General features: G+C 39.5%; 12 protein-coding genes. 11 read left to right on the forward strand and 1 reads right to left on the reverse strand.

The genetic code is table 11. The features are described from left to right. Nucleotides 1–5: 5 nt before the first annotated feature. Together CEW93_RS09620 and recD are read left to right on the forward strand one after the other, a co-directional pair. Nucleotides 6–3,833 (forward strand): UvrD-helicase domain-containing protein, encoded by a 3,828-nt coding sequence (locus CEW93_RS09620; protein ID WP_089538741.1) that lies wholly within the window; start codon nucleotides 6–8, stop codon nucleotides 3,831–3,833. Nucleotides 3,834–3,853: 20 nt separating this feature from the next. After that, nucleotides 3,854–5,905, forward strand: coding sequence for an exodeoxyribonuclease V subunit alpha (gene recD, locus CEW93_RS09625; protein ID WP_089538740.1), 2,052 nt, complete (start codon nucleotides 3,854–3,856; stop codon nucleotides 5,903–5,905). Here recD and CEW93_RS09630 read toward each other — a convergent pair. Continuing rightward, a complete protein-coding gene (locus CEW93_RS09630; protein WP_089538739.1) occupies nucleotides 5,899–6,258 on the reverse strand; it encodes a hypothetical protein in 360 nt (119 codons plus the stop codon). The genes recD and CEW93_RS09630 overlap by 7 nt on opposite strands. 252 nt (nucleotides 6,259–6,510) lie before the next feature. Here CEW93_RS09630 and CEW93_RS09635 point away from each other — a divergent pair, with 252 nt between their 5' ends. The 9 genes from CEW93_RS09635 (at nucleotide 6,511) to CEW93_RS09675 (ending at nucleotide 14,326) form a co-directional block, all read left to right on the forward strand. After that, on the forward strand, nucleotides 6,511–7,182 hold the full coding sequence (locus CEW93_RS09635) for an alpha/beta hydrolase (RefSeq protein WP_089538738.1): 672 nt from the start codon (nucleotides 6,511–6,513) through the stop codon (nucleotides 7,180–7,182). 37 nt (nucleotides 7,183–7,219) lie between these two features. Continuing rightward, nucleotides 7,220–8,314, forward strand: coding sequence for a cell division protein ZapE (gene zapE / locus CEW93_RS09640; protein ID WP_370511951.1), 1,095 nt, complete (start codon nucleotides 7,220–7,222; stop codon nucleotides 8,312–8,314). A gap of 1 nt (nucleotide 8,315) precedes the next feature. Continuing rightward, a complete protein-coding gene (locus tag CEW93_RS09645; protein ID WP_089538736.1) occupies nucleotides 8,316–8,882 on the forward strand; it encodes a nitroreductase family protein in 567 nt (188 codons plus the stop codon). Nucleotides 8,883–8,891: 9 nt separating this feature from the next. Beyond that, nucleotides 8,892–10,223, forward strand: a complete 1,332-nt coding sequence (locus tag CEW93_RS09650; RefSeq protein ID WP_089538735.1) for an NAD(P)H-dependent glycerol-3-phosphate dehydrogenase — start codon at nucleotides 8,892–8,894, stop codon at nucleotides 10,221–10,223. Nucleotides 10,224–10,233: 10 nt separating this feature from the next. Then, a complete protein-coding gene (locus tag CEW93_RS09655) occupies nucleotides 10,234–10,740 on the forward strand; it encodes a histidine phosphatase family protein (RefSeq protein ID WP_089538734.1) in 507 nt (168 codons plus the stop codon). 68 nt (nucleotides 10,741–10,808) lie between these two features. Further along, complete coding sequence (locus CEW93_RS09660) at nucleotides 10,809–11,852, forward strand: quinone-dependent dihydroorotate dehydrogenase (RefSeq protein WP_089538752.1); 1,044 nt, start codon at nucleotides 10,809–10,811, stop codon at nucleotides 11,850–11,852. Then, a complete protein-coding gene (locus tag CEW93_RS09665) occupies nucleotides 11,849–12,358 on the forward strand; it encodes a CvpA family protein (protein ID WP_089538733.1) in 510 nt (169 codons plus the stop codon). Before CEW93_RS09660 ends, CEW93_RS09665 begins: the two co-directional genes overlap by 4 nt. A 25-nt stretch (nucleotides 12,359–12,383) precedes the next feature. After that, nucleotides 12,384–13,898, forward strand: a complete 1,515-nt coding sequence (gene purF / locus CEW93_RS09670; protein ID WP_089538732.1) for an amidophosphoribosyltransferase — start codon at nucleotides 12,384–12,386, stop codon at nucleotides 13,896–13,898. Between the two features lie 83 nt (nucleotides 13,899–13,981). After that, complete coding sequence (locus tag CEW93_RS09675) at nucleotides 13,982–14,326, forward strand: PepSY domain-containing protein (RefSeq protein ID WP_089538731.1); 345 nt, start codon at nucleotides 13,982–13,984, stop codon at nucleotides 14,324–14,326. Nucleotides 14,327–14,336: the final 10 nt, after the last annotated feature.

Genomic DNA, 14,336 nt, shown 5'->3' on the forward strand with positions numbered 1-14,336 from the left:
AAAACATGAGCAAAAAAGCAAGAATACCTGCTATTGATTGTGAATTACAAGGTGGCTATTTAATAGAAGCGTCCGCAGGCACAGGAAAAACATGGACTTTAACAGGCATTTTATTAAGACTATTAATAGAAAAAAAATACCCGCCTGAAAAGATAATTGCTACGACATTTACTCGTGCTGCTGCTGCTGAAATGCAAGAAAGACTGCAAGACAGATTAAATGAATTTTATCATTATATTTATTGGTTACAATCAAAAAAACAGCAACATCCCACGTGGTTTTCACTTGGTTTTGATGAGCAAAATACTGATGATGTCATCAATCAAATCAAACAGCACGCAAAAAACGCTCATATCGTTGGATATGATGACCCAATTAATATTTATTTAATCCAATATTTATTAACAGATGGTGAACCTAGGGCGTTGGATTTTGCAGTATTGCGTACTTCATTGTTATTATCTACATTGGATAAATTGTTTGTTGGCACCTTAGATAGCCTTGCTCAAAAATGGCTAAAAGAATTTTCATCGGAGATGAGTTATCAACCTGATACAAAAATCACCATGAATGATGATGAAATTATTCAGTTTTTAATTCATGATGAACTGCGGCGTGAGCATAGTTTTATGGCAACTTGTCAGCCAAGACTATATCAAATGCTAGGAGCACAATTATTTAGCCAAACCGAAAATATTTTTCAAGCGGTTGGTGTTTCTTTGCAGTTTTATAATGCAGATATTAATGAAACAAAACAAATAGATGACAGTTTGTTATACGACATAGACCATCGCATAGATGATATGATGAGCACGGATTTTTCAGGATTAGAACCATATTATGATTTAGATAATGCTAAGGCATTAGGTTTTAGTGGTAATAATGCCATCGCCAAGCAATTTGGATTATTAAAAGACATTTTAAATCATATCTTTTCTTATAAAAGCAGTTTTTTGGGTCAGTTAAATAAAGAGCAGATTAAATTTTTAAATGATTTAGCCAAGATAGATGTTGATAAATTATTTAAAAAAGGTCATGAAAAAAACAAAGAAAATTTTAATAATAACCTCATGATGATTGTTAAAAAAATTCATCATATTTATCAAGAATTATCACAAATAAAGCAAAATTACCAAAACCACCTATATAGAAAAATCACCATCAGTGTCAAAGAAAAATTAAAGACCACCCTAGAAAACAAACAACAAAGTACATTTACCTTTCAGATGGTCAGACTTAATGACGCAATTTTTAATAATCCATCACTGGCACAACATATCCGCTATTTATATCCTGTGATATTGATTGATGAATCCCAAGATATTAATGGTCTGCAAAGACAAATGGTAGAAAAAATCTATCTTGAACCTTTAAATAAAGAAATTAAAAAAGAAAAAAAACCAAAGGGATTTGTATTATTGGTTGGCGACCCAAAACAGGCAATTTATTTGTTTCGTGGCGGTGATGTGATTAATTATATTGGCATTAAAAATTATGGCGATTCAAATGTATTAAATCACAGCTTAATATTAAATGAAAATCGCCGTTCTCATCAAGTATTGATTGATGGATTAAATCACTGGTTTGAGTATGCTGATGTGGGTCATCATCATTTTGGCGATGGCATTGATTATCAGCATATCATCGCCCATAATACCGAGCAGCGACTGTCTTGGCAACAATCATCACAAAAAAAACTGCCTGATTATCTTACTCATCATGCCATTAATGTGTTATATTTTTCCCAAGATGATAAAACAAAAGATGAATATCAAACCATTGCTTGTCATATTAATAGTTTGTTGCAAAACGAACATACCATCATAGATAAAGATGGCAAAGAGCGGGCAATTATGCCAAGTGATATTGCTGTATTAGCAAGGCGTACTTTGGATTTGGATAATACCAAACACGCTTTAAATGAACTTGGTATTCAAGCAATATCTCCAAAAGACATTCACGTATTTAGTACACCATCTGCTTGGGATTTATATTATTTATTGTCTGCTGTGATAGACATGACCAATACCGAAAAAATCACCAAAGTTTTAACATCGGTATTATTTGGACTGTCTTTGGAGCAAAGCATTCATGTATTAAATGATACCAATATGTATTATCGCATCATGAGTTATTTTGATAAAGCCAGACGATTATTATATTATCAAGGCGTAATGGTGGCGATTAACCATTGCTTATCAAAAAATCCCCTAAAATATTTTAATAAAAACACCCAAAAAGACACTTTATGGGAGCAAATTGCCACGCAAGGCGAGCGATATATGGCGGATTTATCTCAGGTCATTGAACTTATTGGAGTTAAGCAGCACAGCACTCATCATAATGTGAGTCAATTTATGTCATGGTTTTTGAGTATGATGCAGGGCAAAGATAAAAGCGAAATATATCATCAGCTACCACTGCCAAGCGAAACAGGTGTTACATTGATGACCATTCATAAATCAAAAGGGTTGGAGTTTCCAATCGTTTATATTTTTGGTTTAGATGATGGAATTAGCCATAGACACAGCACGCATTTTTATCCATATAGTGATGAAAATAAACTAAGAAAAATATCCCCCCAAGCTCATTTGGGTGATGATAAAGATTTTTATAAAAAACAAAAACAACAAGAAGAAATAGAAGAATTTAAAAGATTAGGTTATGTAGCATTAACCAGAGCTTCTGAGCAAGTATTTGTGATTGCTAAAGAACCCAGTAGGGCAGAAAATATGCAATCTAGACCGCTTTATTTGTGGTTTGATTGTGCGTCAAAACAATTGTCGCTTCCTGATAGGTTATTGGGTCATGTTGGTTGGATAGCGATGAATGATGTCATGCTTAATGACAGATATTATCAAAATAAGGACATATCATTTAAGCCTGTGGCATATCAAAAATGGCAAGATGTCTTTAAAAAATGCGAGTTTTATGGCGAGCATTCTACCAGTGCCACAGATATGATAGATAAATTAGAAAAAAACTCATTAAAACAAACTGGTGAAGATGATGACATATATATTGATGTGCCTGATGGTCAATATGGTGATATCAATTATCCTGATGGCGACATTCGTCAAACCTTTATTAAAGGTAAAGAGTCTGGCATATTTTTACATCAAATACTGCAATTAACCAATCCTGACAATATCAGCGAAACTATCAACAAAACTGCAAAAAAGCTAGGTTTTTATCATTATGTCAGCACAGATAAAAATGATGAGATGGCTAAGATTTATGAAGATAATCACACAGCATTACAAAGATGGATTGATGATATTATAAGTACGCCCATGTCATCATCATCGGCCAGTTTAAAAGAAATAGCAAATCATCATTGTGTCAAAGAAATGAGTTTTTCTCTGGGAGTGAATCCATCTTTTAATCCTGAGAAAATCAACGAGCTATTTTGTCAATACACAGATAAGCTACTTGATAAATTAGACAATCAGCACAATCAGCATTATAAATATCTCAATGGCGAGATAGATTTGGTCTATGAACATCAAGGCAAATTTTATATCGTGGATTATAAATCAAACTTTTTAGGGTCAAAACTGTCTGATTATCACCAAGAGGCTTTAAATATTGCCATGAATAAAGCAGGTTATTGGTTGCAAGGATTGGTGTATCAGGTGGCTTTACATCGTTTATTATCCATTCGTATTGATGACTATCAAGGCAATGAACATTTGTATTTGGGTGGTGTGGAATTTATATTTTTGCGAGGCATAGATAAACAATACCCCCATTTAGGTCATATCAGTTGGTCAATTCCGATACCAATGGTATTGGCGTTTGATGCGTTATTGGGTCGCTATTTTCAAGATTAAAATAAATATTAAGGAATTTTATGAATTTATCCATCAATGATTATTTAAAACATCGGGTAATGTATCATGCGAATTTATATCAACACAAAATCCATAATGGCATTAAGATAACAGCATTTGATGAAAATATTTTTGATATTTTATTTTTTATTGTTCAAGAATATCTTGACCAAGGACACACAATCGTTATTTTATCATCAGATTGGCAAAAAACCATCACCAATATTTTAATCAATCACATTAATGGCGAATTGGGTTTTGTATTTAATATCAGGCAAATTTTTAATCAAATTGATGAATTTTTTGATGATACTGTACGTTTAAAAATCATCAGCGATGATGCGTTAAAATCTCTACAAATACATCATCAGCAACACCAAATAACAGCCGTTTTAAAACAACAAAGAAATGACATAGAAAATCAACGTTTTATTGAAAAAATATCACAAAGATTATTGTGGGTTTTAAGATTTTATTATTATACAAAATACCAAATGAATGCCAGACTATCAGCATTGGCAGATGTATTAGCAAATCATTGTTTTTTTGGACAATCCCATCAGTCAGACCGACCCTTAATTTGGACATATGATGACAAAAAAAATGAGCTGTATTTATGGTTAAATCGCATTTATCATGCCGAAAAACAGTTATTGACAGGGTTGTATCACCTACATCAAACACCAACAAATAAAATAGCACCAACACAGCTAAATCCAAATTTAAATCCAGAGCAGCAGCAGGCGGTTCGTGCAATTTTTAATAACAGTATCAGCATCATCACAGGCGGACCAGGTACGGGTAAGACGTTTACCATCGCCCAAGCGGTGCTGGCACTTCACCAAAATCTCACACAGCAAAATCACATAGAGCTGGCATTGGTTGCCCCCACGGGTAAAGCAGCTCAGCGTATGAAAGAATCTTTGGCACTGGCATTGGCAGGGAGTAAAATACAACTGACCGAGCCAATGACCATTCATCGGTTATTGGGTATTGGTAAAAGTGGTTTGCCACGATACGCCCCAGACAATCCTTTACCATTTGATTTGGTAATTGTTGATGAAGCATCTATGATAGGCGTGGAGCTGGCTCAACAGCTAATCGGTGCCATAAAATTGGGGGCTAGGCTTGTCTTGCTTGGTGATATTCATCAATTATTTGCCGTAGAAGCAGGGTCAGTATTGTCTGATTTGTGTGCATTGCCAATAATGAAACAAAACCATGTACAATTACTACAAAGCCGTCGTTTTAAGGAAGGTTCAGGGGTAGGTAAGCTTGCTAAATTGGTCAATGCAAATACACCAAAATCTAGTGATGATGTGCTTAGACTAATCAATCAGCACGCACAATTATCCTTTAATAACATTAAAAGACTGGGCGTACACGACCTAAAACGCTTATACAACAACATCATCGCTCCTTATGAGTGTGATGGGGGTTATTTTGAGCTGACCAAACATTTGCAGTATGTATTTTATAAAGCAGCTGATGAGCAAAAACAAATCTACCTAAAACAGCTTAATGACAAGCTGGGCGAATACCGCATCTTATGTGCTTCACATTTGTCAGAATGTGGAGACAATGCTATCAATCAATACATTAAAAGCAAACACCAAGATTATCTCAATATCCCTAAGACCACTGCCAATCGCATTGAGTGGTATCATGGCAGGCCTGTGATGGTACTCAAAAATCGCTATGATTTGGGATTGTTTAATGGTGATATTGGCATTTGCTTACAAACAGGCAAACGATTGAATGACTTGACTGTATTTTTTTATGGCGAAACCATCAAATCTTTTCCCATAAGTATGTTATCGGGCGACGTGGTGAATACCGCCTACGCCATGACCATTCACAAATCACAAGGCTCGGAGTTTGATGTGGTGGCGGTGGTTTGCCATGATGTCAATGAGCGACTGCTGTCCAAAGAGCTACTTTATACCGCCATCACTCGTGCAAAACAACAAGTCCATCTTTATAGCACGTCCACCGCCTTATGCCAAGCAATCAATCAGCCCACCATCAGGCATACAGGGCTTGGGTTGCATGATGGGGTGGGGGATTATTGACAACGAAATTTGATGTGATATTCATAATCATCATCACGGCTTAGGTTGGGTGTTTTTGTGCCAAGCACTGAGCCAATCACCCCCACGCCTTGCTCCAATACTCTGCCCATTTTTTCATCAATCACACCGTTATAAGTTGTGGTATCACTGATGACAATGGGTGTTTTTATGCCACAGTGTTTTTTGGCATCATTTAATGCGTTTGCTTGGGCTTTTGCTTTGGTAGTGCCAAGCCCTGTCAGCTCAAAAGTATTATCCGCTCGGACAATGACAGGCACACTTGGTGTACTCTGGCAAGCGGTCAGAAGTAGCACGATACTTAGAGAAGTTGGGATTAAAAATTTATTTAACATAATCTTTTTTAGAAACCTCAAATAAAAAAATTAAAAAAACATAAAACTAAAAACAATATAACACAAATTAACAAAGAATAAATCTCACGGTTGTATCATTTTGTCAAGAAATTTTTATTTATTTTTCTTAAATTTTTTATTAAATCATCATGTCTTTATGTTTAATCACAGTCATTTAAATTGCCATGTCTTGATACGCATCATCACCAAAAAATGATATAATGGGCGGATTTTAAATATATTTGATAACCCATGAAAAATCCCAATACCACACTTATTCCCGCCACGCACCTTGGTGAGCAAGGTGTGTTAGAAGTTGATGCTATTTGGCAGAGTGATGTTTTGGCGATAATTTGCCACCCCAATCCCAAAGCAGGTGGCGACATGAACAACAAGGTCATCACAACAACATATCGTGTTTGCCGAGAGCAAGGTGTGAGTGTGGTGCGTTTTAATTATCGTGGTGTGGGGCGGTCATCTGGTGTGATAGAGTATGGCGATGGTGAGTTTTTTGATACTTTGGCAGTGCTAGATTGGGCAGTCAAACAAGCAAATCAAAGACAAATTTACTCAAAGAAACTTTGGCTTTTTGGATTTTCTTTTGGGGGATTTGTGGCGTGCCGCGTGGCGGATTATTTAACCAAAAATCCCATCATTACCTTGGATAAATTGGTGCTTATTTCTCCATCTATACAATGGAATAATCCAACAGGATTAGTCCTAGACTCTGCCAACACCCATGTTATTTATGGCGATGCTGATGAATGGGTCAGTCCTGAGAGTATGGCAAAGTTTGCTGATGATTTTGGATTGCCCAAAACTGTCATGACAGGAGCAGGACATTTTTTTAGTGGCAGACTGAGTGAATTGGGTCAAATATTGACCAATCTACTCATAAACTCACCTGCTTCATCGGACTTATAAGCATTTTTTTAAAACATTTTAACAATATAGGACTATTATGCAACAAAGCCCAAAACAGCGATACGAGAGTGCCTTAGCCACAGGGAATTTTAGCCGTGATGACGTACAAGCTCAGGCGGTGGCGTATTTGGATAATTTATATCATGAGATTATCAAGGCAAACACCCAAGAGACAGGGTTTTTTAAAAGCCTGTTTAAAAGTAAATCGCCCACGCCACGGGGCTTGTATATGTGGGGCGGGGTAGGTCGGGGCAAAACTTGGCTGATGGATATGTTTTATGACAGCTTACCCATAGATAAAAAAATGCGTCTGCACTTTCACCATTTTATGCAACGTGTGCAAAAAGAGTTGGTGGCACTTCGTGGACAAGCTGACCCTTTAAAAAAAGTCGCTGACATCATTCATGGCGAAGCTGTGGTAATTTGTTTTGATGAGTTTTTTGTCTCTAATGTGTCAGATGCCATGATTTTGGGAGACTTGTTTGCCATGCTTTTTGACAAGGGCATTACATTGGTCGCCACATCCAACATTGAGCCAGCTGGGCTTTATAAAAATGGCATTCACAGAGACCGTTTTTTACCTGCCATCGCCCAAGTACAAAAACACACCACCGTCATGAATATTGATGCTGGGGTGGATTATCGTTTGCGACTGTTAAAGCAAGCCAAGCTCTATGTTTCGCCTTTATCGGCTGATACTGATGGTTGGCTGTCTGAACGATTTGACGCTTTAGCAGGGGGACAGGCGATGATGACCGACCCCATCACGGTAGGTGGTCGCACGGTCAATATCATAAAACGCACCGAGACTATGTTGCTTGTGAATTTTAGAGAGCTGTGTATGGAGCCACGTTCGGCGGCGGATTTTATTGAGATTGCTAATGATTATAGTACGGTACTGGTAGATAATGTGCCTGCTTTAACAGACACCTTTATGGACCCAACACGCCGATTTATTTATTTGGTGGACGAGTTTTATGACCGTAAAGTCAAATTGCTTATCCGAGCTGAGCAATCCATTTTGGATTTGTATCAAGGTGAAAAATTGGCATTTGAGATAGAACGCACCCGCTCACGCCTGCTAGAAATGCAATCGGAAGAATATTTGTCAGAAGAGCATCGGTTGGACTAATATGAATATTTTGGACATTATGCACACACGCCGTAGTATTGGCAAACTTACCGCCCCCATGCCCACTCATGATGAGCTAATGGTCGCTTTAAAAGCTGCAATGACTGCACCTGACCACAAACAGCTAAAGCCTTATCATTTTACCGTTTTGACCGATGGGGCATTAGATAAATTTGGTGAGCTTTTATTAAAAGCAGGTGTGGTAAAAGCACAACAAAATGGGGAAAGTTTGGATGATACCGCACGCACCAAACTTTTTAATATGCCAAAACGTGCCCCGATGATTATCACAGTGGCAACCAATTATCAAGAACACCCAAAAGTACCAAAATTTGAACAGCTTTTATGTGTAGGAGCAATGATACAAAATATGCTGCTGGCATTTGAAACGATGGGCTATTGTACAATTTGGCGGACAGGTGTTTTGTGCAATGAGCCCATTGTCAAAGATTTTTTTAATGTGTCAGATGATAATACCATTTGTGGCTTTATTTATGTTGGCACAAGCGATGTCAAAATGCCGTCTCGTGATGAGATTGATATGACTGATTTTATTACTACTTTTTAAGGTACGTTCATGAAACTCAACAAAAACAACCCCAAAGTTAAAAAAATCGTGGACGTGGCGACCCAAGGCATTGATGAAGCCAAACAATTGCTTGAAAAAGGCATTAATGAAACCGAAAAAAGCAGTCTTTTGGCTCATCTGTCTAATTTGGCGATTTTTAGAAAGCATAAAAAGCCCTTAGATGCCGATGCCTTAGGTGTCAAAATTGACCCAAAAAATATGCCAACACCGCTACGAATTGCCGTATTGGGTGGGGGAAGTTTTGGCACAGCCATGGCAAATATTGCCACAAAAAATGACTGTGATGTTACCCAATGGGTCAGGGACAAACAAACCGCCCAAGCCCTTAAAAAAACACACATCAACAAAAAATATCTGCCCAATCATAAGTTAGACACTCGCTTAAAATTTAGCCATGATTTAATAAAAACGGTTAAAAATACAGATTTGATTTTTGTGGTTGTGCCAAGTTTGGCAGTGCGTGAAACCCTAAAAAATATCGCCCCCCACATCACACATCAAGCGGTCATCTCTTTAACTAAGGGTATAGAAAAAGGCACGTTTGCCCTAATGAGCGACATCATTCAAGAAGAATTACCACAGGTTAATTTTGGGGTGATGAGCGGTCCAAATTTGGCAGCAGAGATTATGGACAACATGCCAACCGCCACCGTGATAGCCAGTCCATCCGAACCATTACGCCTTGCAGTGCAGACGGCACTACACAGTGCTTTTTTTCGGGTGTTTGCGTCCGATGATGTCAAAGGCGTGGAGCTTGGCGGGGCACTAAAAAACATCTATGCAGTCGCCATGGGCATGGCAAATGCTTATGGGGTGGGCGAAAACACCAAAGCACTGCTTTTAACGCGAGCTTTGGCAGAGATGAGCCGTTTTGGGGTGGCAGTTGGTGCAAACCCTTTGACTTTTTTGGGGCTTTCTGGCGTAGGTGATTTATACGCCACGTGCAGCTCCACACTGAGCCGCAATTATCAAATTGGTCATATGCTTGGCAAAGGAATGAGTCTTGATAATGCCATCAAAAAATTGGGGCAAACTGCCGAAGGGATAAACACCATCGCCCAAGTCCATGAACAAGCAAGCAAGCTTGGGGTATATATGCCCATCACACACGCTTTATATGCGGTGCTTTATGAAAACAAATCCGCTCTTGGCGTGGCACTCAACTTGATGGAGACAGGTTTTAGAAGTGATGTTGAGTTTGTTATGCCCCATGATGTCAGCAATGACAGGCTCTCCAAAGAGTTTGGTGAAGTGCTAAAAGCCAGTAAAAACGCCAAAACCCCCCAAAACAAACCCACACAAGAAACCACCACAGATTAAAGGACATCACATGAAACTGATTTTTATCCGCCACGGACAAGCCACCGCCTATTGCGATGATGATGCAGGGCGTAATTTGACCGAGTTTGGACAACGCCAAGCAGCCGAAACGGCAGAACATTTGATTGTAAATCACCATATTGACCTGATTATTGCCAGTCCGTTTAATCGTGCTGACCAAACCGCCCGTATCCTACAAAAAACACTGATTGCACAAGGCATCACGCCTGCTTTTATTACACTTGATAGTATCACACCTGATGATGACCCAAAACAAGGCGTTGATGATATTGATGGTGTCATCAGTAAGCATTTTAATGACATGGACACATCAGATAAAACAATTGCCATCGTCTGCCATATGCCAATTGTGGCAAACATGGTGGCGGTATTAGACAATGATGGTTTGCCTGCACCTATGTTTGATTTGGCAGAGTGTCGTGTGTTACAAACAGATGTTGTTGCTCCTGACATGGCGGTACAAATTGAGCGATTTAGCCCAAAACAGCCTGATTAAAAACTTGGGGGCAAAGCTGATTTTGTGATATAATTTTTTGGTTGTTTGACCAAAACACGGATAAAGCCATGTCGTATGCACTCATTCGCCCCTATTTATTTAGTATGCCACCTGAGCAAGCTCATGAGTGGACACTGCAACTGTTACAAAAAGCCAATAAAGCACATCTGTTAGGGTTTGCCTACCCAAAACAAGCCCTATTAACATCTTGCATGGGTGTGCATTTTGCCAATCCTGTGGGGCTGGCGGCAGGGCTTGATAAAAACGGTGAGTACATTGACGCTTTATCTGAGCTTGGTTTTGGGTTTTTGGAGATTGGCACCGTAACGCCACAGCCCCAAGACGGCAATGACAAACCCCGCATGTTTCGCTTACCCCAAGCAGGGGGCATTATCAATCGCATGGGCTTTAATAACAAAGGTGTGGACACTCTGATTAACAATGTCAAAAAAGCCAAATATCAAGGGGTTTTGGGCATTAACATCGGCAAAAATGCCATCACCCCTGTGGAAAATGCTCTTGATGATTATGTGTATTGTTTGGAACGAGTTTATCCTTATGCCAGTTATATCACCATTAACATTTCAAGCCCCAATACCAAAAACTTGCGTTCCTTACAAAGTGGTTCGGCATTGTCTGAGCTGTTAGATGGCATCAAAACTTGTCATCAGCGTTTGGCGACTGATTATGGATTTTATGTGCCGATTGCTCTAAAAATCGCCCCTGATTTGGATGAATCGCAGATAGATGAAATTGCCAAATCCTTGATAGAATTTGATATTGATGGGTTAATCGCCACCAATACCACCTTATCACGGGTGGGTGTGGAAGATTTTGAGCATAGTGATGAAGCAGGTGGGCTGTCAGGCAGACCACTTAGCCATCAAAGCACGGTGATTTTATCGCAATTTGCTGAGCGTCTGTCAGGTAAGGTGGATTTGATTGGCGTGGGCGGGATTGATAATGGCAATTTGGCGGTCAAAAAACTCAAAGCAGGCGCATGTGCGGTGCAATTGTATTCAGGATTGGTGTATCGTGGTCCTGCCTTGGTACAAGAATGCGTGCAATCCATCGCGGGCTATAAGGACTTACAACGAGATTTTGATGCATGAGCATGATTGATGGGGCGATTTTATTTGTGCTGATGGTGGGCGTGATTCGTGGCTTTATGTCAGGCATGATAAAAACCGCTTTTATGCTCATTGGTTGGCTGGTCGCCTTAGTGATGGCATCAAAATTTGCTCCCATATTTGCGTTATTATTGCAGCCCATCATTGATAACAGGGTGGGGCAAATCACTTTGTCATTTTTTATGATTGTTTTGGTGATTATTGTTATCACCCACATTTTGGCATATATTGCCCTAAAAATGCTTAAATTTTTAAAACTTGGCTTTTTAGATAGGCTGGGTGGGGCAGTGTTAGGTGTGGCAAAAGGTCTGTTTAAAATATTGATTTTATTAAGTTTAACTGCTCCGATACTGCCACATTTGCCCAATGTTGGCTCATCGGTGTTGATGCCATCTTTATTGCCATTTGCTCCTATTGCTCAAAAAATAGCAGGTGATGCACTGACACAAACATGGCAAGAGATACAAAACCCTTATCAATCTTTGTGATTATTTTATTTATTTTGGAGTGCTTATGTGTGGCGTTATTGGTATTTGTGCAAATGAACCGGTTAATCAGCTGTTGTATGATGGCTTGACCATGTTGCAACATCGGGGGCAAGATGCGGCAGGCATTGCCACTTTACACGATGACCGTTTTTATTTGCGTAAAGATAATGGCATGGTGCGTGATGTGTTTTTAAACAAACACATGGTGCGTTTGGTGGGAAATTTTGGCATTGGTCATGTACGCTATCCTACCGCAGGCACATCAAGCACCGCCGAAGCCCAGCCTTTGTATGTCAATTCCCCTTATGGCATTGCACTGGCACATAATGGCAACTTAACCAATGTTGAAGAGCTGACCCGAGAGCTGTATCAAAAAGACCGCCGTCATCTTAATACTGACTCAGATTCAGAAGTTTTGTTAAATATTTTTGCTCATCAGCTACAAAGCTATGACAAACCCACATTAACGCCTGATGACATTTTTGATGCCTTAGGGGCGGTATATGAACGCTGTCAAGGGGCGTATGCGGTTGTTGCAATGATAGCAGGGCATGGGCTTTTGGCGTTTAGAGACCCTAATGGCATACGTCCTTTGGTGTATGGTCGCCGTTTGACCCAAACAGGGGTGGAACATATGGTGGCATCAGAATCGGTGGCTTTAACCGCCTTAGGCTTTGAAGTGGTCAGAGACATACAAGCGGGCGAAGCGATGTTTATTGATTTGTCTTATAATGTTCACAGTCGCCAATGCGTGCCTGCTCCTAAGCATACCCCTTGTATTTTTGAGTATGTGTATTTTGCCCGTCCTGACAGTATCATTGATAACATTTCTGTACATAAGGCTCGCATGCGTATGGGTGAAAAGCTTGCCCAAAAAATCATGCGTGAATGGGGTGAAGAGCATGGCATTGATGTGGTGATACCCATTCCTGACACTTCACGAAATTCAGCCTTGGAACTGGCGTTGCATTTGGGTGTAAAATACCGTGAAGGTTTTAACAAAAATCGCTATATTGGACGCACCTTTATCATGCCGGGGCAATCACAACGCAAAAAAAGCGTTCGCCAAAAGCTCAATGCCATTGCTTTGGAATTTAAAAACAAAAACGTGCTTTTGGTAGATGACAGCATTGTACGTGGCACAACCTGTCATGAGATTGTGCAGATGGCACGAGATGCTGGGGCAAAAAATGTCTTTTTTGCGTCTGTGGCACCGCCTGTGATATACCCAAATGTCTATGGTATTGATATGCCTGCAAAAAGCGAGCTGATTTCATCAGGAAGAAGCACCGAAGAAGTGTGTCAAATCATTGGGGCTGACCGTTTGATTTTTCAGGATTTGGACGATTTGATTTATGCGGTAAATAACACCAAATACAGCCGAGTGGATGGCTTTGATTGCTCGGTGTTTGATGGGGTGTATGTGGCAGGTCAGATTGATGATGACTATTTGACCGCTTTGCAGGCCAAAAGAAGCGATGGTGCCAAGAAAAATGTGGTTAATACCCCTGTGGATATTACAGGCGTGATGGACATTTAACACTATATGAGTGCTGTATTGTTGCTAAGTTTTGGCTAAGTTTTGTTTGTTATACTGTGCCTAAATCTATTTAGGAGCATCTTATGTTACACAAATCATTTTTAGCCATCATCTTAGCAGCCGTATTATCCACACCTGTCATGGCAGATGATGATTATGATGATGATTACCGTCCACGTTCATCACAGGCCAAAAACCAAACCGCCAGCAAAGCTGTCATCTCTGCTCAGCAAGCTCGCAATATCGCCCTTAACCGTGTTGGTAAAAAAGGTCGGATAACTGATGTGGATTTTGACCATCATGACGATGACCATCGTGGGGTGGCAACTTATGATGTGGACGTGGTCTTAGGTCGCACCAAACATGAAGTAAAAATCAACGCTCACACAGGGGCAATCATCCGTATCAAGCGTGATAATAACGACTGATGAACAAAAA

The sequence above is a fragment of the Moraxella sp. VT-16-12 genome, from assembly GCF_002224245.2.
Taxonomy (GTDB): domain Bacteria; phylum Pseudomonadota; class Gammaproteobacteria; order Pseudomonadales; family Moraxellaceae; genus Moraxella.

Coding starts and splice junctions, on each gene's coding strand:
- CEW93_RS09620 (WP_089538741.1), top strand. CDS start 6: ATGAGCAAAAAAGCAAGAATACCTGCTATTGATTGTGAATTACAAGGT.
- recD (WP_089538740.1), top strand. CDS start 3,854: ATGAATTTATCCATCAATGATTATTTAAAACATCGGGTAATGTATCAT.
- CEW93_RS09630 (WP_089538739.1), bottom strand. CDS start 6,258: ATGTTAAATAAATTTTTAATCCCAACTTCTCTAAGTATCGTGCTACTT.
- CEW93_RS09635 (WP_089538738.1), top strand. CDS start 6,511: ATGAAAAATCCCAATACCACACTTATTCCCGCCACGCACCTTGGTGAG.
- zapE (WP_370511951.1), top strand. CDS start 7,220: ATGCAACAAAGCCCAAAACAGCGATACGAGAGTGCCTTAGCCACAGGG.
- CEW93_RS09645 (WP_089538736.1), top strand. CDS start 8,316: ATGAATATTTTGGACATTATGCACACACGCCGTAGTATTGGCAAACTT.
- CEW93_RS09650 (WP_089538735.1), top strand. CDS start 8,892: ATGAAACTCAACAAAAACAACCCCAAAGTTAAAAAAATCGTGGACGTG.
- CEW93_RS09655 (WP_089538734.1), top strand. CDS start 10,234: ATGAAACTGATTTTTATCCGCCACGGACAAGCCACCGCCTATTGCGAT.
- CEW93_RS09660 (WP_089538752.1), top strand. CDS start 10,809: ATGTCGTATGCACTCATTCGCCCCTATTTATTTAGTATGCCACCTGAG.
- CEW93_RS09665 (WP_089538733.1), top strand. CDS start 11,849: ATGAGCATGATTGATGGGGCGATTTTATTTGTGCTGATGGTGGGCGTG.
- purF (WP_089538732.1), top strand. CDS start 12,384: ATGTGTGGCGTTATTGGTATTTGTGCAAATGAACCGGTTAATCAGCTG.
- CEW93_RS09675 (WP_089538731.1), top strand. CDS start 13,982: ATGTTACACAAATCATTTTTAGCCATCATCTTAGCAGCCGTATTATCC.